This is a genomic window from Streptosporangium sp. DT93 (assembly GCF_049844535.1).
Classification (GTDB): domain Bacteria; phylum Actinomycetota; class Actinomycetes; order Streptosporangiales; family Streptosporangiaceae; genus Streptosporangium.
On record NZ_JBNCLF010000001.1, the window covers coordinates 708,070 to 731,203 of the forward strand.

Here is a 23,134-nt window from a genome sequence, read left to right on the forward strand (position 1 = left end):
GCGAAGGACCCGGCCGCGCGACGCGTTCGGCCGTACGAGGGGACGGGTCGTACGAGGGGTCAGCCGTACGCCGGTGAGACGTTGGGCTGGAGCAGCTCCCAGCGGTTGCCGTACGGGTCCCTGAAGGCGACCGTCGTACCGTGGAGCTCGCGGCGCGGAGCCTCGTCGAAGGCGATGCCCGCCGCGGCCATCCATTCGTAGTCGCGGACGATGTCGTCGGTGCAGAAGACCAGGCCGCTCTGGTCGCCGACGCGCGCCTCCTGCTCGGGGGTGCCCGCCCGGACGAGAAGGAGCGCCGTCTCCCTCGCGCCTCGCGGCCGTACGGTCACCCAGCGCCCTCCGTCGTCCATGCTCCTGTTCTCCAGGAGTTCGAGCCCGAGGGTGTCGACATAGAAGGCGACGGCCTCGTCGTGGTCACGCACGAAGAGCGTGACGAGCCCGAGGTGCGGCCCGTGGGCGCCGCCCTCGAATGCACCGGCCTGCCCGGGCCGCCACCGGTTCCCGGCGCGGGCCGCCTCCTGGAGGCCGGTGATCATCATGATCACCCGGACGGCCAGCAGCCCGGCGGCGAGCGACGACACGGCGCAGGCGACGAGAGCGAGGGTCTCCAGCGGGTGCGGCCTTCCCCCCGCGAACTCCCCGGTCACCACGGTCATGAACCCCGACAGCAACCAGGTCAGCCACCACGCCCAGATCAGGGCGGAACGGCGGACCCTGAGCAGATCGGTGCCCGGCCACAGGCCACCGGGCCGCGAGGTGGCCCAGATGTCGTCGACGATCCCCTTGGGGACGAACAGGGAGAGCGGGGGGATCCAGCCGAGGATCAGCGACGACGTTGAACTGGTGTGGAAAACCCCCGGGGAGATCGCGTAGGAATTGAAACGCGCGCGGAACAGCCAGCACACGAACGCGATTCCCGCGGGAATGTGCAGGACGCCGATCGCGGCGTACACCGTGAAGGCCTCGGGCCACGGCCACTTCTCACCGGCGAGGAGCTGCCACACCCGCACGCCGGCGGACGCGACGGAGGCGACCACGATCAGGACGACGGCGGTCGTCGCGAACTGGCGGATCGGGTACAGGCCACGATCGGGCACGGAGAACGCCCTCGTGCTCATGACATTCCTCCGGCGGGGGACGATCCGCACCGGTCCGCGGGATCATGTACGCCAGATCATGACACGGTCACGGGAAACGCGCTTCAGGTATATCGGCGGTCATATTCGGCCGTTCCCTCCCTACCACGGCCTTTCCCGCCGTCGGCGGACGGCGGGCTCACGAACCGTGCGTCCTCCGGGGCGTGAGGAGATCTCCCGTCTCCCGGGGGCGCCGGCCCGCGACCTCCGGACGGGCCCGCGGGCGCGGGTGGTGTTCCGGGAGCGCGCGGGGCCTGGTGCATCATGGGTCGTATGGCGGCCAGGGACGGGGACGGCTGGGCCCGGTGTGATCGCGGCCATCGGCACTGGGGCGTGTACGGCGCGGCCGGCCTGCTGGCCGTTCACCACGACGACGCGGGAACCCCCCACGTCCTGATGCAGAAACGCGCGCTCTGGAGTCACCACGGCGGCACCTGGGGCCTGCCGGGCGGAGCCCGTGACAGCCACGAGAACGGCGTCGAGGCCGCCCTGCGCGAGGCGTCCGAGGAGGCCGCGATGGACGGCGCCGGGCTGCGGGTGCAGAGCGTCTACCTCGACGACCACGGCGGCTGGTCCTTCGAGACCGTCATCGCCGAGGCCGCGGCACTGCTGCGCGCTGTTCCCGCCAACGACGAGAGCGTGGACCTGCGCTGGCTCCCGGCGAAGGAGGTCACCGCCAGGAACCTGCACCCCGGATTCGCCGAGACCTGGCCGGCGATCGGCCTCGCGCTCTCCCCGTGGCTCGTCGTTCTCGACATCGCCAACCTGGTGGGCGCCCGCGCCGAGCACGGCTGGTGGAACGACCGCGCCGGAGCCACGGCCAGGCTGCTCGCCGAGATCGGGGCCCGCGCCGCGGGCGGCCTGCGGACCGTACCGGGGGAGGTTCCCGCGCTGGAGCGCTGGTTCCCCCGGGTGTGCGCGGTCGTCGAGGGCGCCGCCCGCGACGCCGTCCGCGACGGCGCCCCGGTGCCCGGCGTCACGGTGATCTGCGCGCCGGCGGACGGGGACGACGCCGTCGTCCGGGCCGTACGGGACGCCCGGCCGTGGGAGCGGGTCCTGGTCGTCACCGCCGACCGCGGGCTGCGCGGGCGGGTCGCGGAACTGGGCGCCGAGGTCGCCGGCCCCCGGTGGCTGCTGTCACAACTGTGACGTCCCGCGAGGGACACCCGGGATGTCTGGCACGATAAACGCATGTCCGAGCTTCGAACCGGTCCGCGGAACACCTGGGACACCGAGGACCGGGACGAACTCCCGGTCCCCCCCGACTCCTGGGGACGGCGGGACTCCGGCGGGGCCCTGCCGTGGGGGTTCGCGCTCGTCATCGTCGCGCTGGTGGCAGGCCGCTTCCTGCTCACTCCGCACCTGACGGCACCGGCCCTGCAGACCTGGGCCACGATCTTCGTCGCGATCTGCGTGCAGGCACTGCCGTTCCTGGTCTTCGGCGTGGCCCTGTCGGCGGCGATCACGGCGTTCGTCCCGGCGTCGTTCTGGACCAGGGCGCTGCCGAGGAATCCGGCCGCCGCCGTACCGGTCGCCGGGATGGCCGGGGCGGTGCTGCCGGGGTGCGAGTGCGCGTCCGTCCCGGTCGCCTCGGGGCTGATGTCGCGCGGGGTGGCCCCGGCCGCGGCGCTGGCTTTCCTGCTCGCCTCGCCCGCGATCAACCCGATCGTGCTGGTCGCGACCGCCGTCGCCTTCCCCGGGCAGCCGCTGATGGTGGCCGCCAGGTTCGGGGCGTCGCTCGTCGTGGCGGTGCTGGTCGGCTGGCTCTGGCTGAGGTTCGGCCGCAGCGAGTGGCTGCGGATCCCCTCCCGCCCGCCCGGGGACGGTCCTCGGCTGGCGCAGTTCGCCGAGGCGATGCGGCACGACCTGCTGCACGCGGGCGGTTTCCTCATCGTCGGCGGGCTGGCCGCGGCCACGCTGAACGTCGTCGTCCCCCGCGAGTGGCTGACCACGATCGCCGGGGTGCCGTGGCTGGCCGTCCTGGTGATGGCGCTGCTGGCGGTGCTGTTGTCGATCTGCTCGGAGGCGGACGCGTTCGTGGCGGCCTCGATGACCGCCTTCTCCCCGACCGCGAAGCTGGCCTTCCTGGTGGTCGGGCCGATGGTCGACCTCAAGCTGATCGCGCTGCAGGCGGGAACGTTCGGCAGGGCCTTCGTGGTCAGGTTCGTCCCGCTGACCTTCTGCCTCGCCGTCGCGGTGAGCGTGCTGTTCGGCTGGTGGCTCCTGTGAGACGGCCTTCCCGGTCGCGGCGGCTTCCTCGGCTCCGACGGTCCCGGACGCTTTCCCGGTCGCGATGGCTCACGCGGTCCCTTCGGCCCGTACGGGTCCTCCGCGGACCGGCCGCGTCCCCCCTGTCCCCCTCGCCGACCACGCCCGCCGGGGCGGAAGGAGCCCGCGGCTTCCGATGAACCGTGTGACACAGAACCTGGTCCTGACCCTGCTGGGCTGCGCCGTCCTGCGAATCTCGGCGTTCTCCCCCACCTACCTCAACTACGTCAAGCCGGGCTTCCAGCCGTTTCTCATCGGTGCCGGAGCGGTGCTGGTGATCCTCGGGGTCGTCGGGCTGCTCCAGGTGTCCCGGGCGGGAGACCTGTCCGCCGGAAGGGCCGCGACCGGCGGGCACGGCCGTTCCCCGCGCGATCACGACGAGACGCCGGGCACGTCGTCCGGACACGGCCACGTTCCCGGCTCGGACGGCTCACACGGCCCGGACGACCTGGATGTCCCGCACGGCCAGGACGGCTCGCACGGGGGGCACGATCACGCGGGGGGCGGGCCTCGCGTCGCCTGGCTGATGTGCCTGCCCGTGTTCGCGATCTTCCTGATCGCCCCGCCCGCGCTCGGCTCGTTCGCCGCCTCCCGCGACGACACGCCGCCGCCCCGCGACCAGAGCCTGAGCTCCTTCACCCCGCTGACCGGCACCGGCGCCGTGACCATGACCGTCGGGGAGTTCATCGGCCGGGCCTGGGACGACGACAAGAAGTCCCTCACCGGCCGCACGGTCAGGCTGACCGGCTTCGTCTCCCCTGCCAGGAAGAAGGGGCAGTGGTACGTCACCCGGATGCAGATCGCCTGCTGCGCCGCGGACGCCTTCCCGCTGAAGGTCGCGGTCAAGGGGCTGGACGCGCCACCGGCCGACACCTGGGTCGAGGTCACGGGCACCTGGATCCCGCAGACGTTCGGGAAGATGCCCAACGGTGTCGTGTACCCGCAGATGACCGGGGAGAGCCTCGCCGTGGTGAAGGCCCCCGACGAGCCGTACGAGTAGATCGTCCGGGTCGTCCCGCGCGGCCACGCGCCGGGCGGTCCCGGAACGTGCGGGCGGTGTAGCGAGGCGGTCCCGGAACGTACGGGCGGTCAGGCGAGGGAGGGGAGCCGGTCGGCGGCCTCCCGCGGTCTCAGGTCGCGGGTGGCCAGGTGGAAGAGCCAGTAGCTCACCGCGGCGACGGCGAGGAAGAGCAGCCGGGCGGGGCGGGGGATGTCCAGGACGAGCAGGCCGTCGCTGAGCGAGTGCAGCACCGCCGCCGTCACGAACGCGGTGACGATGGGGAGGGTCACCGCGACGCGCCCGCGGATCTGCCAGGCGTCGAACGCCACCGCGCAGATCAGGCCGGTCCAGACGAGGTGGCTGAACGGGGTGGTGAGGCCCCGCAGGAAGAGGATCGTGCCCGCGCCGACCACGCCGCCCTCGCCCGCGACGTTCTTCCAGGCGTACGCCATCGACTCCATGATCGCGAATCCGGTCGCGCAGGACAGCCCGAGGGCGACCCCGGCGGCCTTGGTCAGGTGGCGGCCGGTGAGGGCGACCGCCAGGGGCGGGACGAACTTGGCGGACTCCTCGATCCACCCGACCCTCAGGATCGAGATGTCGTCCTTGGGCGAGACGAGGAGGGAGTCCAGGCAGCCGCCCAGCAGGAGGGCGACGCCACCGCCGAACAGGAACATCCCCATCAGGGTCATGGCGGGCACGCTGACGCCGATCCCGGTGCGGTCGTGGGTGGCGAGCAGGAGGGCGATGGGCCCGGCCGCCGCCCCGTAGAAGAACGCCGCGGGCAGCAACGCCTCGTTCCCGGCCGCCTGCATCACGGCGATGAGCGAGAAGGAGAGAGCGATCATGGCGATCCACGCCGTGAACCATCGATGACGGTAGAAGCGTAAATGCTCTCGCATGAGGGGTAATTCCCCGATCCATATATCCCTGATTCGGGTGAATTGTCCATGTTTATCTAAATATCGACTCCAGGACGATGACCGCGCCGATGACCATGAACACCACGGGCACCAGCCACCTGCCCCACCTCTCCACCAGCGCGATGACCTTCCGGTGCGACCCGAGCCAGGAGGCCGCCGCGCACCAGACCGCGACGAGCACCGCGAACACGGCGATCGTGACACCGCTCGGCACGGCGCCGATCGTGCGGAACAGCGGGGTGTAGACGGAGATGTTGTCGGCCCCGTTGGCGATGGTCACCCCCGCGATCGAGATCACCCCGGAGGCGACCGGAGGCGCCTCGCCGGTGTCGCTCCGCGCGGCCCCGACCAGCCCGCGCAGCCCCAGGCCGAACGGCACCAGGCCGAGCAGTCCCACCCAGCGGTCCGGCACGGCGGCAAGCCCGAGCGCGACCGCGGCCGAGACGGCCACCAGGGTCGCGATGCCCGCGTACTGACCGGCGACGATCTGCCCGGGGCGGGGGACGCCGCCCGCCCGGTACGCCAGGAAGAGCACCGTCAGGATGACGAGGTCGTCCACGTTGGTACCCGCGAAGACGGCGACGGCCGTGCCGATCGTTTGGATCACGGGCGCATTATGTCCCCCGAGCCGGTGACCGGCCGCCCCGGCCCGGGGTCCGGGTATCGTGCCTCGTGACCGGTTGGCACCGCGCCACTTCCGAACCTCGGGCGTTATGATCACTTATATCCGCTATCCGCTCTTACCGGCCCCCGGAGACCGCACGTGGGCTATTCGCCGCAGTACGGCAAGCCCTCCCGGGGCGAGACGAGGCGAGGGCTGGCCGTGATACTCGTTCTCGCCGTCGGCGTGGCCATCGGGGCCGTCGTCACCATGGTCATGGTGCTCAACCCCCCGGCCTCGGCCCCGGCCTCGGCGCGGGACGCCGAACACTCGGAGACCTCGGTCCGCCAGGCCGTGCAGCCCGCGCTCGACGCCTACGGCAGCGGCTCCTACGGCGACTTCTGGGACCTGTGGACCACCGGGGCACAGGAACTGATCTCCCGCGAGGAGTACGTGAGGCTGTTCACACTCTGCCCGCCGATCGTGGCCGACTCCCCGTTCACCATCGCGTCCGTGGCGATCAGCGGTGACACCGCCGTGGTGCGGGCCGACAGGGCGGGCGCCACCACGGAGTTCGGCTTCGTCTTCCAGAAGGAGGCGTGGTCGTACGAACCGTCGCTGGAGGAACGCGCGGAGTACGGGAAACCGGTCGACCAGCTCGCCACCGAGCGGCGGGCCGCCGGATTCTGCGGAACGGCCGCCCCGGGTCCCACCGACCCGAACGCATCCCCGCCCCCGGGCTCCACCGACCCGAACGCGCCGCCTCCGGGCTCCACGGACCCGAACGCGCCCCCGTCCCCGGCCTCCACGGACCCGAACGCGCCTCCGGGTTCCACGGACCCGGCCACGTCCCCGCCCCCGCTCGACCCGGGCCCCGGCGTTCCCGGCAGTCCTCCGGAGTTCATGGAATACCGGTTTCACCCATATGTGAGTTGATATACGAGTACAAATATCCGTGAAGCACAGGGAGGATCATGGGAAGCGCGGTGCCGGTTCCCGGTCGCGCGCGGCCGACGCCGGAATCGGGCCACGGGCCGGGCAGGGAAAAGGCGGGTGTCGCGGTGGCGTACCGGCTCCGGAAAGGCCGGCGCGGAATGGCGGAGAACCCTCCCGCACACGCCGCCGGAGTCGTGCGGAAGCGCTGTCATGATCGGCGATTGGCGGCTACTGTCGAACGCATGGCCCACTCCGTACCGGCCTGGCGAGACGACGCAGGACCGGAAAGACCACCGGCGGACGACCGCGCGACGAGCGGGCAGGAGCCCGGCCCGGTTCCGCTCTGGCTGGCCCACCTTCGGTTCGGGGAGGAACAGAAGGCGAGCGGCCCGACGGCCTCCGACACCTCTATCACCATTGAGCTGGACAAAGCCGATTATGAGGCGCTGTCCCGCACGGCACGGCTGACCGGAAACCGGGTCTCCGACCTGATCCACGCGGCCGTCCAGCGGGAGATCGGCAACAAACCCCACGTGATCACCCTGATGCACCGATGGAACCTGCACCGCGAGGATCTCGACAGGGCGGCCGGCTCCCTCGGGGTCGACCCCCTCTCCGAGAGGGAGTGGGGCCAGATCGGCATCCGCGGCCTGCGGAGGCGCTGAACCATGCTTCCCGGTCGAGTGCTCGACGTGAGCGCGCTGGTCGACATCGCGGTGGCGAAGACCGAGTACTCCAGGAGCGTCGCCGCCATGTGTCTCTTCCGCGGCGGCGGGATATGCGTTCCGGCGACCGGCCTCGCGGCCGTGCTGTCCATCTCCCCCATCTCGACCCAGGTCGAGCTGTTCGAACTCGTCACCACCCCCGGCGTGACGATCGACGACTTCACCCACGGGAAGGTCGGGGACATCGCGGAGATCCTCGACGGATCGCGCGACGTCACGGCCGGACACGTGGTCTGGTGCGCCCGGACCACCCGATGGCCCATCCTCACCGACCGCGGGGAGGAACTCCTCCAGTACGACCGGCACATCGAGATCGACCCGCTGCCCTGACGTCCCGTCCGCCCCCCCGACGCCCCGGCCGCCGGCCGTGCCCGGCCGCCGCTCCCCGCGTCCCGGGGCGGTGATCGCGACGCCCCCCGGGAAACGACGCCGAACAGCATCGCCCGGGCGATCGATTTTCGGCCTCGCGGCTTTCACACTGGAAGAGTGACTTTCCAGACGATACGGATCAAGCTAGACATTCCCGATGGGCCGGAATACGACCAGGTACGCGATATGCACGGCCATATCGTCACCGTCTTCACGTCCACGGAGATCAACGGCGAACGCTCATTGAAGATCGGCAGCCGGACCCTGCGGCTCAGAAAGGCAGGGGTGGACGAGGAAGGCGACGAGCCGATGGACGTCTACCGGGCCGAGGCCATCTCCGACCCCTCGTACTGAGCGCACGTCCCCGTCACGCCGGACCGGCACCGGGCGCGTCCCGCCACGCCCCCGGCCGGATGGGCGCGAGCCCGCCGAACAGGAGTGCACCCGAGCGCACCCGGAGCACGTGGGAGCACGCCGGGAGTACGCCGCTCCAGCGGGGGAATCTGGGGGAGAGACCCGCGATCACCCCCACCTCCCCGGAACGCGGCCCGCCCAGCACGAGGAGCACCACCCGATGCGCATCACCTTCGCCACCGAGGCCGCCCCAGGCAGGCGGAACGAGGACTTCGTCGGCGCCACCCCGGAGGTGCTCGTCCTTCTCGACGGTGCCGGCACCCCGGACGGGTCGGGGTCGGGGTGCATCCACGGTGTCGACTGGTACGTCCGCTCCCTCGGCTCGACCCTTCTGGCGAACATGGTCCAGGACGACGGGACGCTCACGGAGGTCCTGGGGAACGGCATCAAGGCCGTCGCCTCCCTCCACGACTTCGTCTGCGACCTCACCCATCCCGGCTCACCGTCCGCCACGGTGGTCATGGTCCGCCGTACCACCGACGACCTGGAGTTCCTCGTCCTGGCCGATTCCGTCCTCCTCCTGGACCTGGTCGGCGAGAGCGAGCCGACGGTCGTCTGCGACGACCGGGAGGCGCTGGTCGGCAGGACGCACCGCTCGGTCATGGACACGCTCGCCAACGGAAGTCCCGAGCACCACGCCGCGCACCGCGAGTACGTGGAGACCATGCGGGGCCACCGCAACCGCGAGGGCGGCTTCTGGGTCGCCGCCGTCGACCCGCTCACCGCCGAACGATCGCTCACCGGCACGTTCCCCGCCGACCGGGTACGCGCGATCGCCCTGCTGAGCGACGGCGCCTCCCGGCTGGCGGACCGGTTCGGCCTGGCCACCTGGCGCGAGGTCCTCGACATCATGGAGGGCGCCGGTCCCGTTGAGCTGGTCCGCCGCGTCCGCGAGGCGGAGCGCACCGACCCCCAGGGGTCCCGCTGGCCCCGGACGAAGATCCACGACGACGCGACGGCCGCCTACTGCCTGCTCGGCTGACCGCCGGGATCCTGTGGGCCGTCCGGCGCCTCCGGGCCGTCGAGGTGGCCGAAGATCTCGTGCGCCGATCCGATACTGGCGCGCAGCGCGCGCTCCAGTTCGTCCGCCTCGCCCGCCAGATGCCCGAGCTCGGGGATCGACAGGGCGTCGGCGCCCGACTCCGCGAGCAGTTCCTCGTAGCGGGGCAGCCGCTCCACGAACGCCTCGATCTGCGTACGGGCCCGGTAGGCGCGTTCGGCGTCGGCGACGTGGGCCGCGTAGCGTTCGAGTGCCTCCACCCGTGCGGTGACGGCGCTCTGGCTGCCGGCGAGCGCCCGCTCCAGCGGTCTCACAACGGCCGCCACCTCCGGCGTGACCCCGTCGTGCACGAGATGGCGGTGTTCCTTCCGCAGGGTGGACAGCTTGGCGAGCAGGCGCGCGATCTCCCACTCCTGGTGGGGCAGCATGACGGTGTTCCGTACGTCGTCGAGCAGTCCGTCGGTGTTGACGCGCGACCGCAGAACCGAGCCGACGGCCTGTCGCGTCCGGTCGAGCAGGCGTCGCGCACCGCCGTCGAGGTCGTCGAGCTCCTCGGGGAGAAGGCAGTGGTCCCGGTACCGGTACGCGAGGTCGTACAGCTCCCACTCCGGGGTCGTTTCCTCGTCCGCGTCCCCCGCCGCCCTGATCGCGGCGATCAGGAACCAGCCGAGCGCGCCGGCCGGCACGATCGCGGCCGGAAGGCCTCCCCCGAGCCAGAGCACGATCAGCAGGCTCACAGCGGCGAGTACGCCGCCGAAGACCAGGAGGCCGACGGGGGCGTGTTCTTTTTCCGGGCTCTCCGGTGGACCGTGACCGGCTCGCACGTGCGCGAGCACCGTCGGGTTCACGCGGAGGATGTCGGCGACCTCCGCGGGGAGCGCGGGATCGACCACGACACCGGCTCGCCGCCCTCGCGAGGTCTCCAGGTCCCTCACCCCTTCCCCACGATCACTGTAGGGCGCGGAAACCCCGACGGCCACGGGTCTTCGCGAAGGGGACGGAACTCGTACGGCCCCGTCTCGGGAGAGGCGCGGGGGTTTGGGGACACGCGGAGGACGTCGCGGCGAGGAGGTCTTGACGAACGGCGTGGACGGTGGAGACTGATGCGGTGTTCAAGACGCTGTGTCCCCGGGACTACAACGAGGTGCTCCACGTCGGGCACTACTTCCGCACCGGCACGCCCGTGGTGATGGACCTCACCGGGCTACCGGACGGTGAGGCCACGCAGTTCGTCGACTTCGCCGCCGGCCTGGTGTTCGGCAGGGGCGGGGACATGGACCGCCTGTCGCCCAAGGTGTTCCTGCTGCTGCCTCGCGGGATGGCCCAGCGGCCGTCGCCGTCCTCGGCCGCTCGATCGGCCGTGCCGGACGCCGCGTCGCCGGACGCGGGCGAGACGCCGTAGGCGTGCGTGCGGCGGTGCCGCCCCACGGCGCCGTCTCACGATCCCGTCTCGCGGTGGCGGCCTCGCCCTGGAGGGAGGCGGGGCCGCCCGCGTGTACAGACCTGTGTGGTGTCTCCTAGAAAATGCCGATGTTGCCGTAGTCGAGGAACATCCCGCTCCCGGTTCCGTTCCCGAGTCCGATCCCGAGCCCGTCCCAGGGGTCGGAGGGGGTGGCCGTTGCGTGAGCCGGACCGGCGGCCAGTACAGGCGCGGCCAGGACGGCGCCGAGAGTGATCAGCCCGGCGGCGATCGTGGTGCGGTTCATCGCGGTCTTCTCCTTGGACGAGGGCGGCCCGCCCACTGCGGACCGCTTCCCCTTGCTGTGGGCACTCATCCGACTACCTGGAGCGACACTGTTCAACTCGAGGTCACATCTGGACAGCCGCCGGAGTTCGGACACTCCCGCACCTGTCCGGCGTGAGCCGGGAGGGGAGAGGGCTTCCGCTATGTATCGAACACGCGTCCCCGTTCGGGCCGCCTCGCCGGGGAGGAACCGGCCCGGCCTCGGAGGGTACGGGCGATCCGGCCGCCGGTGCCGGTAGCCCCCATCTCCTCCCACCGGCCGGAAGACCTGGAGCCCAACCTTTTTCCCGCGGCCGGTCCCGATGCCCGGCTTGTCCGCTCACCCCACCGCGCGAGCCCCACCGCGCGGGGCCGCGACGAATCCCTTGACCGGCCCGCCGGTCCGTACCGCCTCACCCCACCGCGCGCGAGGCCGCGCCCCTCCGCCCGCACCGGTGGCAGGACGACCCGGGAGCGGTTCCTACGTGTAGTGCGCGATCTGGATGAGGTTGCCGCAGGTGTCGTCCAGGACCGCGGTGGTGACCGGGCCCATCTCCAACGGCTCCTGGGTGAAATGCACCCCGAGCCCGCGCAGCCGCTTGAACTCCGCGTGCACGTCGTCCACGGCGAAGGCCGTGGCCGGGATGCCGTCCTCGACCAGTGCCGTCTTGTACGGCTTCACCGCCGGGTGCTCGTCGGGCTCCAGCACCAGCTCGGTCCCGTCGAGGTCGTCCGGTGAGACGACGGTCAGCCACCGGTGCTCGCCCAGCGGGACCTCGGTCTTCTTCACGAAGCCCAGCACGTCGGTGTAGAAGCGCAGCGCCTTCTCCTGGTCGTCGACGAAGACGCTGGAAAGGTGGATCCTCATGGGGTGTCCTCCGGTGTACCGGGCCTGAGCCACCGGTTCACGATGTGCTCAAGCGGTTCGGTGTTCAGATCGTGGAACTTGTAGCGGCCCTGGCGCCGCGAACGGACGAGACCCGCCGATTCCAGCACGGCCAGATGCTGACTGATCGCCTGGCGGGACAGGCCCAGGTCGTGCTTGGTCATCAGCCGCGTGCAGAGCTCGAAGAGGGTCTGCCCGTCCCGTTCCACCAGCTCGTCGAGGATGCGCCGGCGGGTCGGGTCGGACAGTGCCTTGAAGAGGTCTTCCGCCACACCCCGAGCATAGGCAAGTCACCACTTGCCTAACAAGAGGCAAGCCATGACTTGCCTGTGAAATTCTCGTGACGTCGGGTCAGCCGTTCCTCCTCAGCCGCGGGCACGGCGGCGGAACAGCCAGGAGGCCAGGGTGAACGAGAGGACCAGCAGGCCGGCGCACCAGGCGAGCGCGAGCCGGCCCGCGCCGTCGATCGGGGTCCCGGTCAGCAGGCCCCTGACGGTCTCGATCACCGGGGTGATCGGCTGGTTCTCGCTCACCGCGTGCAGGAACGACGGCATGGTGTGCGTCGGCACGAACGCGCTGCTGAGGTAGGGCAGGAACAGCATGAGAAAGCTCAGCGTGCTGGCCGACTCGACGGACTTGGCGATCACGCCGAGCCCCGCCGCCAGCCAGGACAGCGCGAGCACGTACAGCAGGAGCAGTCCGGCCGCCAGTGCCCAGTCGGTGACCGTCGCGTCGGGACGGAAGCCCATCGCGACGGCGGCGCCGACGACGACGGTGGTGGACAGCAGGTTCCGGGCGACGCTGGCGACGACGTGGCCGTTCAGGACGGCGAAGCCGTGGATCGGCAGCGAGCGCAGTCGGTCGATCATGCCGCTGGTCATGTCGTGCGCGACGGACATCGCGGTGGAGGCGGCACCGTAGCCGGTGCACAGCAGGATGATGCCGGGCACGACGTAGGTGATGTACTCGGTGCCGGTCTCGATGGCCCCGCCGAAGACGTTGACGAACAGCGTCATCATCAGCAGTGGCAGGACGATGGACATGACCAGCGTGTCGGCGTTGCGGCGGCTGAGCCGGACGCTGCGGCCGATCATGGTCAGGGAGTCGCTCACGGCGTCGCGGACGCCGCCGTGCACGGCGAGGGAGGTCATGGTGGTGGTCCTTTCGGGAGCCGGTCAGACCTGGGCCGGACTACGGCCCGCGTCGGTGGTCGCGGTGGTCGCGTCGGCGGTGGTGGCGGTCAGGGAGAGGAACACGTCGTCCAGCGTCGGCCGGTGCGACGACACCGTGACGGGCGGCACGCCCGCGGCCCGCAGGTCGTCCAGCACCCGGTGCAGGTGCCCGGCGCCGCCGTCGGACGGGACGCCCAGCGCGAGCGGGTCGGTGCCGCGCGGCACGCCGAACAGCGCGGCGGCGCGGGCCGTGTCGGCCTCGGCCGCGAACCGCAGGACGAGGCGGTCCCCGCCCACCTGGGACTTCAGCGCGTCGGCCGTACCGGAGGCGGCGACCCTGCCGCCGTCGATCAGCACGATCCGGTCGGCCAGCCGGTCGGCCTCCTCCAGGTACTGCGTGGTGAGGACGATCGTCGTCCCCGCCGAGACCAGGTCCCTGACGGCGTCCCACATCGTCGTCCGGCTGGCCGGGTCGAGACCCGTGGTCGGCTCGTCCAGGAAGATCACCCTCGGCTGCGAGACCAGGCTCATCGCCAGGTCCAGCCTCCGGCGCATGCCTCCCGAGTAGGTCCTCACCCGCCGGTTCATGGCGTCCACCAGGCCGAACCGCTCCAGGAGCTCCGTGGCGCGGCGGCGGGCCGCGGGGATGCCCAGGTGCATCAGACGGCCGATCATGACCAGGTTCTCCCGGCCGGTCTGCTGGTCGTCGACCGCGACGGACTGGCCGGTCAGGCTGATGACGCCGCGTACCCTGGCCGGCTCGCGCACGACGTCGTACCCGGCGATCCGCACGCTGCCGCGATCGGGCCGCGACAGGGTGGTCAGGATGCGGACGGCGGTGGTCTTCCCCGCGCCGTTCGGGCCCAGCAGCGCGAGGACCGTGCCCTCCTCGACGTGCAGGTCCACCCCCTCCAGAACCCTGGTGGATCCGAAGGCCTTGTACAGGCCGGTCACCTCGACGATCACTCTTGCTCCTTCGCCCTCGCGTACGGCCACATTGATGCGTAGGTGATACGCCTAAAAGCGTATCTGATACGCATCGGAGAGCGGAAGGGTGTTCCTAGACTGTCCTCGTGCTCGTGACGAGAGGGACCGGATGACCGACGAGAACCAGTTGCCCGCCGAGGTGACCCTGCTCTGGGGGTTGCGCGAGACGGTGCGGCGAGGACGCAAGCCGTCCCTCACGGTCGCCGACATCACCCGGGCCGCGGTCGAGGTGGCGGACGCGGAAGGGCTGGCCGCGGTGTCGATGTCCAGGATCGCCGCCGAGCTCGGCAACGCCACGATGGCCCTGTACCGCTACGTGAAGAGCAAGGACGAGCTGCTCGTGCTGATGGCGGACGCGGCCCTGGACGGGCCGGCAGACCTGCCGGACGACGTGGACTGGCGGACCGGGCTGGCGGTGTGGGTCCAGGGCGTGCTGACGGTGCTGCGACGGCACCCCTGGACCGCGCAGATCCCGATCAGCGGACCGCCGATGGGCCCCAACAACCTCTGGTGGTTCGACCGCGCGCTGCACGCGCTCGCCGGCACCGACCTCGAGGAGGAGGACAAGGTCGGGGTCGTGATGGGCCTGCTGACCTTCGTGCACGGCGAACTCCGGCTGAGCCTGGACCTGTCCGCGGGCTACGCGGAGAACCCCGAGGCCTTCGGCCGCCAGTACGGCACGACGCTCTCCCAGGTGGTGGACGCGCGGCGGTTCCCCGCGCTGAGCAGGGCGATCGACGCCGGCGTCTTCGAGGGCGAGGTCCTCTACGACGAGGAGGCAGAGATGGCGTTCGCACTGAACCTGTACCTCGACGGCGTGGCCGCGTTCATCGAACACAGAACCGCCGCACGGAAGGATCGCGCACCGCACACGGGAGACCACTCGCCGAACGCGAAGCCCGGGCGGGGGTAACGCCGAGGCCGCCCGTTCCCGTCGGCGGCACCGGCTCTTGACCTTCTCCCCCCGTCAACCGGGACCATGTCCGCCATGGTGTTCCTCCGTTTTCTCGCCATGGGGCTTCTCAGCGGAGCCGTGATGCTTCCCTTCCTGTGGTTCCAGCGAGGCGACGAGTCCGAGTACCTGCGCCTGGTCGCGCTCATGGGCCTGATCTCCGTCCAGTTCGTCATGATCGCGATCATGCTGGCGGCCGGGGCCTGGAGGGTCAGCTTCTGGAGCAGGCGGCCTCGGCCGGCGCCTCCCGGCCTCGTCCTGGGAGGGATCACCTTCGCGTTCGGCGCCGTGGTCCTGACCCAGGCGATGACCCTGTCACGCCGGTTCGGAGGGTGGCTCTCCGGAGCCGGTGATCTGGACGGCGAGCGCGTGATGGCGGCTTTCGCCGGGCTTTCGGGACTGGTGACCCTGCTCGTCGGTGCGGTGATCCTGGCCGCTCGGGTAGTCGCCGTCCGGCGTTCTCGCGAGGTGAACGTCCCGGCGACCACGAACGGCTGATCGTCACGGAACCGCGTCCCGGACTCGGCCCGTCAGGGTCACGTACTCCTCGTACGGCACCCCCCGCGCCTCGAAGCCCAGGACGTTCCGCTCGGCGAAGCGCCGCGCGTCCTCCGGGTCCCACCGGCCGGGCAGGTGGACCACGGGCCGGCCGGGCGTGCCGAACACGATCAGGCCGCGGATGTCCGGCTCGGTCGCGTAGCACAGCAGGAGATCGGCCTCGGGGACCGGGCGTGGGCCGTCCTCCGACTCCAGTTCCGTGCGGCCGCGCCCGGAAAGGAGGCGGCAGGCCCGGCCGTCCAGGCGCGCGAGCTCGCGGCCGCCCGATCTCCGGGGCCGGTTCAACCGGGCATGGGCACGGCCGGCCCGCATGTCACGCCATGTTCTGGCGATCATTTCGAGGTAGCGGAGCTCGTTCGCCACCTCGACCGGGTGAAGGCGCGGACTCTCCCGGGGAGCCGGCGGGCCGGTGGGCGGGAGTCCGTGCCAGCCCGAGGCGCGACGGGCCAGGGCGACCCTCGCCTCCGCGGCGGTGCCGTACCGCCGGAACTCGACGCCCAGCCCGTGGTCGGCGGCGAACTCCTCCAGCTCGTGCCAGGGTCTGGCCCCCGGGGACTGGAACAGGACCAGCTCATCCCGATCCAGGACGGCCACGCCGTACGCCGTCCTGTTCTCCCCCGCCGGGTGGCCGTAGGAGACGAGCGTCGTGGCCCGTCCGGCGAGTGCCCGGACGCGCGGGGCCAGGTCGATCAAAACACGCCACGCTTCAGCCGGTACGAAGCCGGCACATGATCGATCGGCACCGTCTGTTCCCCCTTTTCACGGAACGACGATCATGACGGACACAAAGTTCCGGACGGGCCGGAGCACGACCGAGTGGACGGGCCACCTCTGCGCCCCTGCCGTGAGACGCCGCTCGCGTCGGAGGGCGGAAAAGTCGATCGCGCAGGCCGCGGGCGGCTCCTAGGGTTCTGGCATGACGCAGAATCTCCGGCTGGCCCCCGTCACCCCCGACACCATCGAGGCGGCCGTCGCGGTGAGGGTCCACCCCGGCCAGGAGCGCTTCGTCGCGCCGGTGGTGAAGTCGCTGGCGGAGGCCTACGTCCACCCCACGACGGCCTGGCCGCGCCTCATCCTCGACGGCGACCGCCCCGTGGGCTTCCTCATGGCCTTCCTGGACATCGACTGGGACGGCAAGGGGGTGGACTTCCGCTCCGGTCTGTGGCGCCTCAACGTGGCGTCCGACGCGCAGGGGCGCGGCGTCGGCCGCTTCGCCGTCGAGTCGGTGGCCGCCGAGATCGAGCGGCGCGGCGGCACGCGGATGTACGTCACCTGGGAGCCGGCGGAGGACGGCCCCGAGGGCTTCTACCGCAGGCTCGGGTTCCGGCTCACCGGGGAGAAGAGCGACGGCGAGACGGTCGGGGTGCTGGACCTGCCCCACGCCCCCTGACGGCGGGCACCGCGGTCCCCGGCGGCGAGCACCGTGCCCCCCGTCGGCACCCGGCATCACCGGCGCCCGGCCTCGTGATGGTCCTGCGTGCCGAGCAGGGCGGGGCCGGGAGATCGTCCGCCCCTCCCGCGTACGACGGCCTGGAACCGATCGAGGCGGCCAGGGCCGGCGCCTGGCACGATCAGTGCGTTCTCGCTGCTCTCGCCGTCCCAGGGCCAGGGCGCCGCTTTCAGATCTGGAGTTACCCGGTCTCGCACAGCGAACTCGTTCTTCGAGCGTGTTACGACCACACGGTTCTCCACATCGAGCTCATGTTCAGACCTGTCAGGGCGGTCAAGCCGCCGAGCGTCATGGAGGGTGGTCTCACCCTCAACGAAGCCGGTCACACCGAGGTGACCGCCGTGCCGCACGACATCGGCGCCGTTCCCCGCACCGGCCCGGCGAGTCGTGCCTTCCTTCTCCCGGCTCAGGACGGGAACCGCCGCCACGCGGCATGAGCAGGTGCCGAGATGCCCGTGAAAATCAGATGCTGACGGATACAGGGCAGTGTTACCGTCAGCCTCATGTCCAACCCGGATTTCCCGATTCTCGGGACGGAACCCCTCGCGGTGGAGCTGGCCAACACGCTCTACGGCAGCGGGAACGAACGGATCGACTTCCTGCGGACCGCTCGGTGGATCGACGAGTGGTTCGCGTCGGTCTCCACGGAGCACGGGGTGACGGCCCCGGCCGCGATGGGACGTGACGCCGGGCGCGTCCGGACGCTGCGCGACTGCGTGCACTCCCTGCTCTCCGCGGCCGTCGACGGGCGGACACCCGACGAGGCGTCGGTCGAACGGGTCAACGACTTCGCGGCTTCGGCGCCGACACATCTGCGACTGGACTGGACCGGCGCCCAGGGCCCGGTCTCGCGGTGGCGCGACACCACCACCGGCAGCACCGCCGTGCTCGGCCGGATCGCCACCTGCTGCATCGAGCTGCTGGCCGGGCCCGAAGCGGGGAGAGTGCGGCGATGCCAGGGCCCCGGCTGCTCGATGTTCTTCGTGAAGAGTCACCCGCGCCGCCGCTGGTGCCACCCCTCGTGTGGCCACAGGGATCGGCAGGCCCGGTACTACCGTCGTCACCTCACCGCTGGAGCGTCCTGATGATCACATGGCGTCGGCTCGACGAGCGGGACTTCCCGCTGCTGACGGAGTGGCTGGAGCAGCCGCACGTGGCCCGGTGGTGGAACCACGAGACCTCGGCGGAGGCGATCGAGCGCGACTTCGGCCCCGTCGTCAGGGGGGAGGAGCCGTCCGAGGATCTGCTCGTCTTTCTCGACGGCCGGCCGCTCGGCCTGGTCCAGCGGACGATGCTGGCCGACTACCCCGAGTACGTGGCCGAGCTGACACCCATCGTCGCCGTTCCCGAGGGCGCGATGACCGTCGACTACCTGATCGGCGACCCGCAGCAGGTCGGTCGCGGCCTCGGGCCGAGAATGATCGCCACCGTCGTCGAGCGGACCTGGGCGGAGGTTCCGGCCTCCACCTGCGTTCTGGTTCCCGTGTCGGCCGCCAACCGCGCGTCCTGGAGAGCCCTGGAGAAGGCCGGGCTGCGCCGCGTCGCGGAAGGCGAGCTGAAACCCGACAACCCGATCGACGACCGCGCCCACTACGTGTACCGGATCGACCGGCCGACGCGACCGGACCAGGACCGCGACCGGCAGCCGGCGTAGGCGACGGTCGTACTGGCCGGCCATGACCTCTCGGCTCTGCCGATCAACCGGTTCCGAGGACTGGAGGCGCTTTCCCACAGCTCGGTCCCGAACGGATCGTGGTCGTACTCGATCAGCCGGGCCGGCGCCGCACGGTCCTGCTCGATGGAACATCGCACCCGAACCTGTCCGCGCCACCTCTCCGCACTCACCGTGTGAAGCGGATCATCCGGCCGGCGCCGCGGCCGAGGTCCGGGCCAGCAGCCCCCTCACCCGCGGCACGACCTCCTCTCCGTAGAGGCGGATCGTGTTCATCAGCTTCTCGTGCGCGAGCGTCCCGGAGCTGTACTTGAGCTCGAAGCGGTCGACGCCGAGCGTACCGACGGTGCTCGCGATCTTCGTGGCCACCGTCTCCGGCGACCCGACATAGAGCGAACCCTCGTCGGCCTCCGACTCGAAGCGGCCGCGGGTCGTGGGGCCCCAGCCGCGCTCGCGGCCGATGCGGTCGTGCATCGCCCGATAGTGCGGCCAGAGTTCTTCACGGGCCTGGCTGTCGGTCTCGGCGATGTGACCCGGCGAGTGCACGCCGACCGGCAACCGCTCGACCTTCAACTGTTCGAGGGCACGACGGTAAAGGTCGACGTACGGCGCGAAACGCTCCGGCGGACCACCGATGATCGCGAGCATGAGCGGCATCCGGTAGCGCGCCGCGCGCACCACGGACTCGGGACTGCCGCCGACGCCGATCCAGGTGCGCAGCCGGCCGGACTCCGTCTTCGGATACACGTGCTGGTCCTTCAGCCCGGGACGAAGACGGCCCTGCCAGGTGACCGGCCCCTCCTCCAGGAGGTGGGAGAGCAGGTCGAGTTTCTCCTCGAACAGTTCCTCGTACTGCCCCAGGTCGAAACCGAACAGCGGAAACGACTCCGTGAACGAGCCGCGACCGAGAATGATCTCCGCGCGCCCCTGGGACACAGCGTCCAGGGTGGCGAACTTCTCGAACACGCGCACCGGGTCGTCCGAGCTGAGCACGGTCACCGCGGTGCCGAGACGGATGCGCTCGGTACGGCCGGCGATCGCCGCCAGCACGATCTCCGGTGCCGAGACGGCGAAGTCGTCCCGATGGTGCTCCCCGATGCCGATCGCGTCGATCCCCACGCTGTCGGCGAGCACAGCCTCTTCGACGACGTTACGGATCACCTGCGCGTACGACAGCCGGTTCCCGTCCGCGTCGACGTTGACGTCCCCGAACGTGTCGATCGCGAACTCCGGCGATACGGACATCGTTTCCCCTCTTTCCCAACGATCTTCCAGCGCCTCCCGGCCGTTTCCCGGCGGCGGGGGCGGTAGGCGGAAACCATGGCGACGCGGCGAGAATTCCTGTCGCCCGGCCGCCCACCACGTACGAGATGCCCGGTCCGGAGGTTGGAGCGGTTTTGAAGGGGTTTTGGAGAGGCCCGGCGGACACTTTCGGCCATGGAACTTCTCAAGGGCTCCGCCTCGCACCTGTCCCGCTTCCTGCGCCCCGTCCTCGCGGTGACCATCGCCGCTCTGGGCAGCGCGATGATCTCCACGACACCCGCGACAGCAACAACGGCGACGGCGGTCAGTCGTTCGACCATCGTCTCCGTGGCCCAGGGCCAGCTCGACAACGCGGCGCGTAACGCCGAGTCCCCGCTGGGCAGCGGTTGCAACTACTACACCGGACACTTCCGCAGTTGGAAACCCTCCGCGGGGTGCCCGTCCAAGGACGGCGTCCAGTGGCGCGACAGCGACTGGTGCGCCGACTTCTCCAAGTACGTCTGGCGGAACGCCGGCGTTCCGCACGCCGACGTGCCGGAGACCAGCGGTGGCATTCTCACCGGCTGGGCCTCGTCCTTCAAGGACTACGGCGTCCAGCACGGCACGTGGCACACCCGCGCCAGCGGCTACACGCCTCAGCCCGGTGACGCCGTCGTCTTCGACTGGGACCAGAGCGGTGACATCGACCACGTCGGCATCGTGAGCTCGTCGAACGCCGGCACGGTCTACACGATCGAGGGCAACAGCGGCGACCGGATCAAGGCCAATTCCTACGCCCGCTCCAACGTCGACATCGTCGGCTACTCCGCTCCGGTCGGAGCGGCACAGGTCGGTGGTAAGGCTTCGGTGTACGGGGTGCTGGCCGATGGACGCCTCACCTACAACACCATCGACGCCGCCACCGGAGCCTTCACCGTCGTCACCTCCACCGCCACCCTCGGCTTCACCCCCAAAGCCATGGCCACCCTCAACTTCAACACCCTCCTGATCACCGAAGACGGCCCCGACGGCAAGCTCTACCGCATCGACGTCCAAGACAACAACGGCAACCTCGCCTTCAACCCCCCCATCCACCTCGCCACCGGCTACACCCACAACCTCCTCGCCTACGACGGCAACACCCACCTGTTCGGCATCGCCAACGGCGTCCTGCAGCGCTACACCATCAACGCCACCAAACCCACCGCCGCCAACATCTCCACCGGCACCAAGATCGGCCCCAACCAAGGCACCGGCTTCACCCTCAAAACCCTCACCGCCACCGCCTCCAACTGGATCCTCGGCACCACCGACAGCGGCGCCCTCATCTCCTACCGCATCACCGGCGACGGCAGCGACTACACCCGCTACCCCCTGCGCGACAGCACCTGGCAGGTCTTCGACCACCTCATCTCCCCCGGAGGCGGCGTCTACCTCGCCCACCACACCAACGACAACCTCTACCGCTACACCGACACCGACCCCCACGACGGCAACGCCGACGACCTCACCAACCACGGCACCATCAGCACCGGCGGCTGGACCCAAACCCTCCTCTCCGCCCAGCCCGGCACCGTCAACTGACACCCACGAACCTGAGCCCGGTCACCGCAGCGACCGGGCTCCGTGAAGGACTCCCCCATGCTCAAACCTCTCGTTCACCGTGCCCTCGTCGTGACGGCAGCCGTTGTCACCGCCATGGGTGTGTCGGCCACCGCGTACCCCGCGCTGGCCGAGCCGCTGCCCGCCCCGACGCCCACCTCCGGGCCCACCGCGGCCTCGGACATCAGGGCCGCCTACCAGCTCGCCGCCTGCGACCCCAACGGCACCACGTCGGCCGACGCGGCCCTGGCCACCCAGCTCAACAGCACCCTCACGTCCAAGATGCGCGGCTACATGAACGCCTACCGCGTGTCCTGCGCGCGAATGGTGATCAAAGCCGTCCACGACCGCGGGCTGGACGCGCGGGCGGCCACGATCGCCATAGCCACGGTCATCGTGGAGACCAGCGTCCAGAACATCAGCGAGGAGGTCGACCACGACAGCCTCGGACTGTTCCAGCAGCGCGCCTCCTGGGGAAGCAGCGCCCAGCGCCTCAACCCGACCTGGGCCACCAACGCCTTCCTCAACAAGATGGTCAGCGTCTATCCCAACAACAGCTGGAAGACCGCACCCATCGGCCAGGTGTGCCAGAAGGTGCAGGTGTCGGCGTACCCGGACCGCTACCAGGTCGAGGCCGGAGACGCGCAGATCATGGTCAACACCATCCTGCCCCACGTCAGCGGTCCTGTCGGTAAGGCTTCGGTGTACGGGGTGCTGGCCGATGGACGCCTCACCTACAACACCATCGACGCCGCCACCGGAGCCTTCACCGTCGTCACCTCCACCGCCACCCTCGGCTTCACCCCCAAAGCCATGGCCACCCTCAACTTCAACACCCTCCTGATCACCGAAGACGGCCCCGACGGCAAGCTCTACCGCATCGACGTCCAAGACAACAACGGCAACCTCGCCTTCAACCCCCCCATCCACCTCGCCACCGGCTACACCCACAACCTCCTCGCCTACGACGGCAACACCCACCTGTTCGGCATCGCCAACGGCGTCCTGCAGCGCTACACCATCAACGCCACCAAACCCACCGCCGCCAACATCTCCACCGGCACCAAGATCGGCCCCAACCAAGGCACCGGCTTCACCCTCAAAACCCTCACCGCCACCGCCTCCAACTGGATCCTCGGCACCACCGACAGCGGCGCCCTCATCTCCTACCGCATCACCGGCGACGGCAGCGACTACACCCGCTACCCCCTGCGCGACAGCACCTGGCAGGTCTTCGACCACCTCATCTCCCCCGGAGGCGGCGTCTACCTCGCCCACCACACCAACGACAACCTCTACCGCTACACCGACACCGACCCCCACGACGGCAACGCCGACGACCTCACCAACCACGGCACCATCAGCACCGGCGGCTGGACCCAAACCCTCCTCTCCGCCCAGCCCGGCACCGTCAACTGACACCGACGGACAGCACGACGTACCACGAAGGACCCCGGATGTGTCCGGGGTCCTTCGTGGCGCGTCCCGCAGGATCCCCGCTGGATTCTCCTGCCCTCC

28 protein-coding genes are annotated in these 23,134 nt (G+C 70.5%); 17 read left to right on the plus strand and 11 right to left on the minus strand.

The genetic code is table 11. The features are described 5' to 3' along the window. Positions 1–59: 59 nt before the first annotated feature. Complete coding sequence (locus ACLQ2R_RS03450; protein WP_425957790.1) at positions 60–1,118, minus strand: DUF4328 domain-containing protein; 1,059 nt, start codon at positions 1,116–1,118, stop codon at positions 60–62. A gap of 291 nt (positions 1,119–1,409) precedes the next feature. Between ACLQ2R_RS03450 and ACLQ2R_RS03455 the strand changes: the two genes are divergently transcribed. The 3 genes from ACLQ2R_RS03455 to ACLQ2R_RS03465 all read left to right on the plus strand — a co-directional run bounded on the left by ACLQ2R_RS03455 (position 1,410) and on the right by ACLQ2R_RS03465 (position 4,404). Next, positions 1,410–2,285: an NUDIX hydrolase gene (locus ACLQ2R_RS03455; protein ID WP_425957791.1), complete on the plus strand. Its 876-nt coding sequence runs from the start codon at positions 1,410–1,412 to the stop codon at positions 2,283–2,285. A gap of 42 nt (positions 2,286–2,327) precedes the next feature. Then, a complete protein-coding gene (locus ACLQ2R_RS03460; RefSeq protein ID WP_425957792.1) occupies positions 2,328–3,365 on the plus strand; it encodes a permease in 1,038 nt (345 codons plus the stop codon). Between the two features lie 175 nt (positions 3,366–3,540). Continuing rightward, positions 3,541–4,404: a TIGR03943 family putative permease subunit gene (locus ACLQ2R_RS03465; RefSeq protein ID WP_425957793.1), complete on the plus strand. Its 864-nt coding sequence runs from the start codon at positions 3,541–3,543 to the stop codon at positions 4,402–4,404. A gap of 89 nt (positions 4,405–4,493) precedes the next feature. Here the strand turns inward: ACLQ2R_RS03465 and ACLQ2R_RS03470 are convergent, their stop codons facing one another. Further along, on the minus strand, positions 4,494–5,306 hold the full coding sequence (locus ACLQ2R_RS03470; protein ID WP_425957794.1) for a PrsW family glutamic-type intramembrane protease: 813 nt from the start codon (positions 5,304–5,306) through the stop codon (positions 4,494–4,496). Between the two features lie 52 nt (positions 5,307–5,358). Further along, positions 5,359–5,934 (minus strand): cadmium resistance transporter, encoded by a 576-nt coding sequence (locus ACLQ2R_RS03475; RefSeq protein ID WP_425957795.1) that lies wholly within the window; start codon positions 5,932–5,934, stop codon positions 5,359–5,361. 156 nt (positions 5,935–6,090) lie between these two features. Here ACLQ2R_RS03475 and ACLQ2R_RS03480 point away from each other — a divergent pair, with 156 nt between their 5' ends. The 5 genes from ACLQ2R_RS03480 (at position 6,091) to ACLQ2R_RS03500 (ending at position 9,354) form a co-directional block, all read left to right on the plus strand. Beyond that, on the plus strand, positions 6,091–6,864 hold the full coding sequence (locus ACLQ2R_RS03480) for a hypothetical protein (RefSeq protein ID WP_425957796.1): 774 nt from the start codon (positions 6,091–6,093) through the stop codon (positions 6,862–6,864). A 242-nt stretch (positions 6,865–7,106) separates the two neighbouring features. Continuing rightward, a complete protein-coding gene (locus tag ACLQ2R_RS03485) occupies positions 7,107–7,529 on the plus strand; it encodes a hypothetical protein (RefSeq protein ID WP_425957797.1) in 423 nt (140 codons plus the stop codon). Positions 7,530–7,532: 3 nt separating this feature from the next. Then, positions 7,533–7,919 (plus strand): hypothetical protein, encoded by a 387-nt coding sequence (locus ACLQ2R_RS03490; RefSeq protein ID WP_425957798.1) that lies wholly within the window; start codon positions 7,533–7,535, stop codon positions 7,917–7,919. 156 nt (positions 7,920–8,075) lie between these two features. Then, positions 8,076–8,312, plus strand: coding sequence for a hypothetical protein (locus ACLQ2R_RS03495; RefSeq protein ID WP_425957799.1), 237 nt, complete (start codon positions 8,076–8,078; stop codon positions 8,310–8,312). Positions 8,313–8,532: 220 nt separating this feature from the next. Continuing rightward, complete coding sequence (locus tag ACLQ2R_RS03500) at positions 8,533–9,354, plus strand: protein phosphatase 2C domain-containing protein (RefSeq protein WP_425957800.1); 822 nt, start codon at positions 8,533–8,535, stop codon at positions 9,352–9,354. Here ACLQ2R_RS03500 and ACLQ2R_RS03505 read toward each other — a convergent pair. Next, positions 9,336–10,307 (minus strand): hypothetical protein, encoded by a 972-nt coding sequence (locus tag ACLQ2R_RS03505; RefSeq protein WP_425957801.1) that lies wholly within the window; start codon positions 10,305–10,307, stop codon positions 9,336–9,338. The genes ACLQ2R_RS03500 and ACLQ2R_RS03505 overlap by 19 nt on opposite strands. A gap of 173 nt (positions 10,308–10,480) precedes the next feature. On the opposite strand from ACLQ2R_RS03505, the gene ACLQ2R_RS03510 reads away from it, so the two are divergent. Next, positions 10,481–10,774, plus strand: a complete 294-nt coding sequence (locus ACLQ2R_RS03510; protein WP_425957802.1) for a cell division protein SepF — start codon at positions 10,481–10,483, stop codon at positions 10,772–10,774. A 115-nt stretch (positions 10,775–10,889) separates the two neighbouring features. Here ACLQ2R_RS03510 and ACLQ2R_RS03515 read toward each other — a convergent pair whose 3' ends face one another. The 5 genes from ACLQ2R_RS03515 to ACLQ2R_RS03535 form a co-directional block, all read right to left on the minus strand. Next, positions 10,890–11,078, minus strand: a complete 189-nt coding sequence (locus ACLQ2R_RS03515) for a hypothetical protein (protein WP_425957803.1) — start codon at positions 11,076–11,078, stop codon at positions 10,890–10,892. Between the two features lie 498 nt (positions 11,079–11,576). Then, positions 11,577–11,963, minus strand: coding sequence for a VOC family protein (locus tag ACLQ2R_RS03520; protein WP_425957804.1), 387 nt, complete (start codon positions 11,961–11,963; stop codon positions 11,577–11,579). Beyond that, on the minus strand, positions 11,960–12,253 hold the full coding sequence (locus ACLQ2R_RS03525; protein ID WP_425957805.1) for an ArsR/SmtB family transcription factor: 294 nt from the start codon (positions 12,251–12,253) through the stop codon (positions 11,960–11,962). The genes ACLQ2R_RS03520 and ACLQ2R_RS03525 overlap by 4 nt, the downstream gene beginning before the upstream one ends. Before the next feature lie 93 nt (positions 12,254–12,346). Continuing rightward, positions 12,347–13,132, minus strand: coding sequence for an ABC transporter permease (locus ACLQ2R_RS03530; protein WP_425957806.1), 786 nt, complete (start codon positions 13,130–13,132; stop codon positions 12,347–12,349). Positions 13,133–13,156: 24 nt separating this feature from the next. Beyond that, positions 13,157–14,119: an ATP-binding cassette domain-containing protein gene (locus ACLQ2R_RS03535; RefSeq protein WP_425957807.1), complete on the minus strand. Its 963-nt coding sequence runs from the start codon at positions 14,117–14,119 to the stop codon at positions 13,157–13,159. Between the two features lie 130 nt (positions 14,120–14,249). Between ACLQ2R_RS03535 and ACLQ2R_RS03540 the strand changes: the two genes are divergently transcribed. Further along, positions 14,250–15,053: a TetR/AcrR family transcriptional regulator gene (locus tag ACLQ2R_RS03540; RefSeq protein WP_425957808.1), complete on the plus strand. Its 804-nt coding sequence runs from the start codon at positions 14,250–14,252 to the stop codon at positions 15,051–15,053. A gap of 75 nt (positions 15,054–15,128) precedes the next feature. Further along, the gene (locus ACLQ2R_RS03545; RefSeq protein WP_425957809.1) at positions 15,129–15,590 is read left to right on the plus strand and encodes a hypothetical protein; all 462 of its coding nucleotides are present in this window, start codon (positions 15,129–15,131) and stop codon (positions 15,588–15,590) included. A gap of 3 nt (positions 15,591–15,593) precedes the next feature. Here the strand turns inward: ACLQ2R_RS03545 and ACLQ2R_RS03550 are convergent, their stop codons facing one another. Beyond that, entirely contained in the window at positions 15,594–16,343 is a 750-nt protein-coding gene (locus ACLQ2R_RS03550; protein WP_425957810.1) for a hypothetical protein, read from the minus strand. Positions 16,344–16,566: 223 nt separating this feature from the next. Between ACLQ2R_RS03550 and ACLQ2R_RS03555 the strand changes: the two genes are divergently transcribed. The 4 genes from ACLQ2R_RS03555 to ACLQ2R_RS03570 all read left to right on the plus strand — a co-directional run bounded on the left by ACLQ2R_RS03555 (position 16,567) and on the right by ACLQ2R_RS03570 (position 18,754). Beyond that, positions 16,567–17,040: a GNAT family N-acetyltransferase gene (locus tag ACLQ2R_RS03555; protein WP_425957811.1), complete on the plus strand. Its 474-nt coding sequence runs from the start codon at positions 16,567–16,569 to the stop codon at positions 17,038–17,040. Between the two features lie 311 nt (positions 17,041–17,351). Further along, positions 17,352–17,537: a hypothetical protein gene (locus ACLQ2R_RS03560; RefSeq protein WP_425957812.1), complete on the plus strand. Its 186-nt coding sequence runs from the start codon at positions 17,352–17,354 to the stop codon at positions 17,535–17,537. Positions 17,538–17,603: 66 nt separating this feature from the next. After that, the gene (locus tag ACLQ2R_RS03565) at positions 17,604–18,185 is read left to right on the plus strand and encodes a CGNR zinc finger domain-containing protein (protein WP_425957813.1); all 582 of its coding nucleotides are present in this window, start codon (positions 17,604–17,606) and stop codon (positions 18,183–18,185) included. Beyond that, the gene (locus tag ACLQ2R_RS03570; protein WP_425957814.1) at positions 18,185–18,754 is read left to right on the plus strand and encodes a GNAT family N-acetyltransferase; all 570 of its coding nucleotides are present in this window, start codon (positions 18,185–18,187) and stop codon (positions 18,752–18,754) included. The genes ACLQ2R_RS03565 and ACLQ2R_RS03570 overlap by 1 nt, the downstream gene beginning before the upstream one ends. A gap of 204 nt (positions 18,755–18,958) precedes the next feature. Here ACLQ2R_RS03570 and ACLQ2R_RS03575 read toward each other — a convergent pair whose 3' ends face one another. Further along, entirely contained in the window at positions 18,959–20,017 is a 1,059-nt protein-coding gene (locus tag ACLQ2R_RS03575) for an LLM class flavin-dependent oxidoreductase (protein WP_425957815.1), read from the minus strand. A 192-nt stretch (positions 20,018–20,209) separates the two neighbouring features. On the opposite strand from ACLQ2R_RS03575, the gene ACLQ2R_RS03580 reads away from it, so the two are divergent. Together ACLQ2R_RS03580 and ACLQ2R_RS03585 are read left to right on the plus strand one after the other, a co-directional pair. Then, complete coding sequence (locus ACLQ2R_RS03580; protein WP_425957816.1) at positions 20,210–21,598, plus strand: CHAP domain-containing protein; 1,389 nt, start codon at positions 20,210–20,212, stop codon at positions 21,596–21,598. 57 nt (positions 21,599–21,655) lie between these two features. Next, positions 21,656–23,035, plus strand: coding sequence for a hypothetical protein (locus ACLQ2R_RS03585; RefSeq protein ID WP_425957817.1), 1,380 nt, complete (start codon positions 21,656–21,658; stop codon positions 23,033–23,035). The last annotated feature ends 99 nt before the right edge of the window (positions 23,036–23,134 follow it).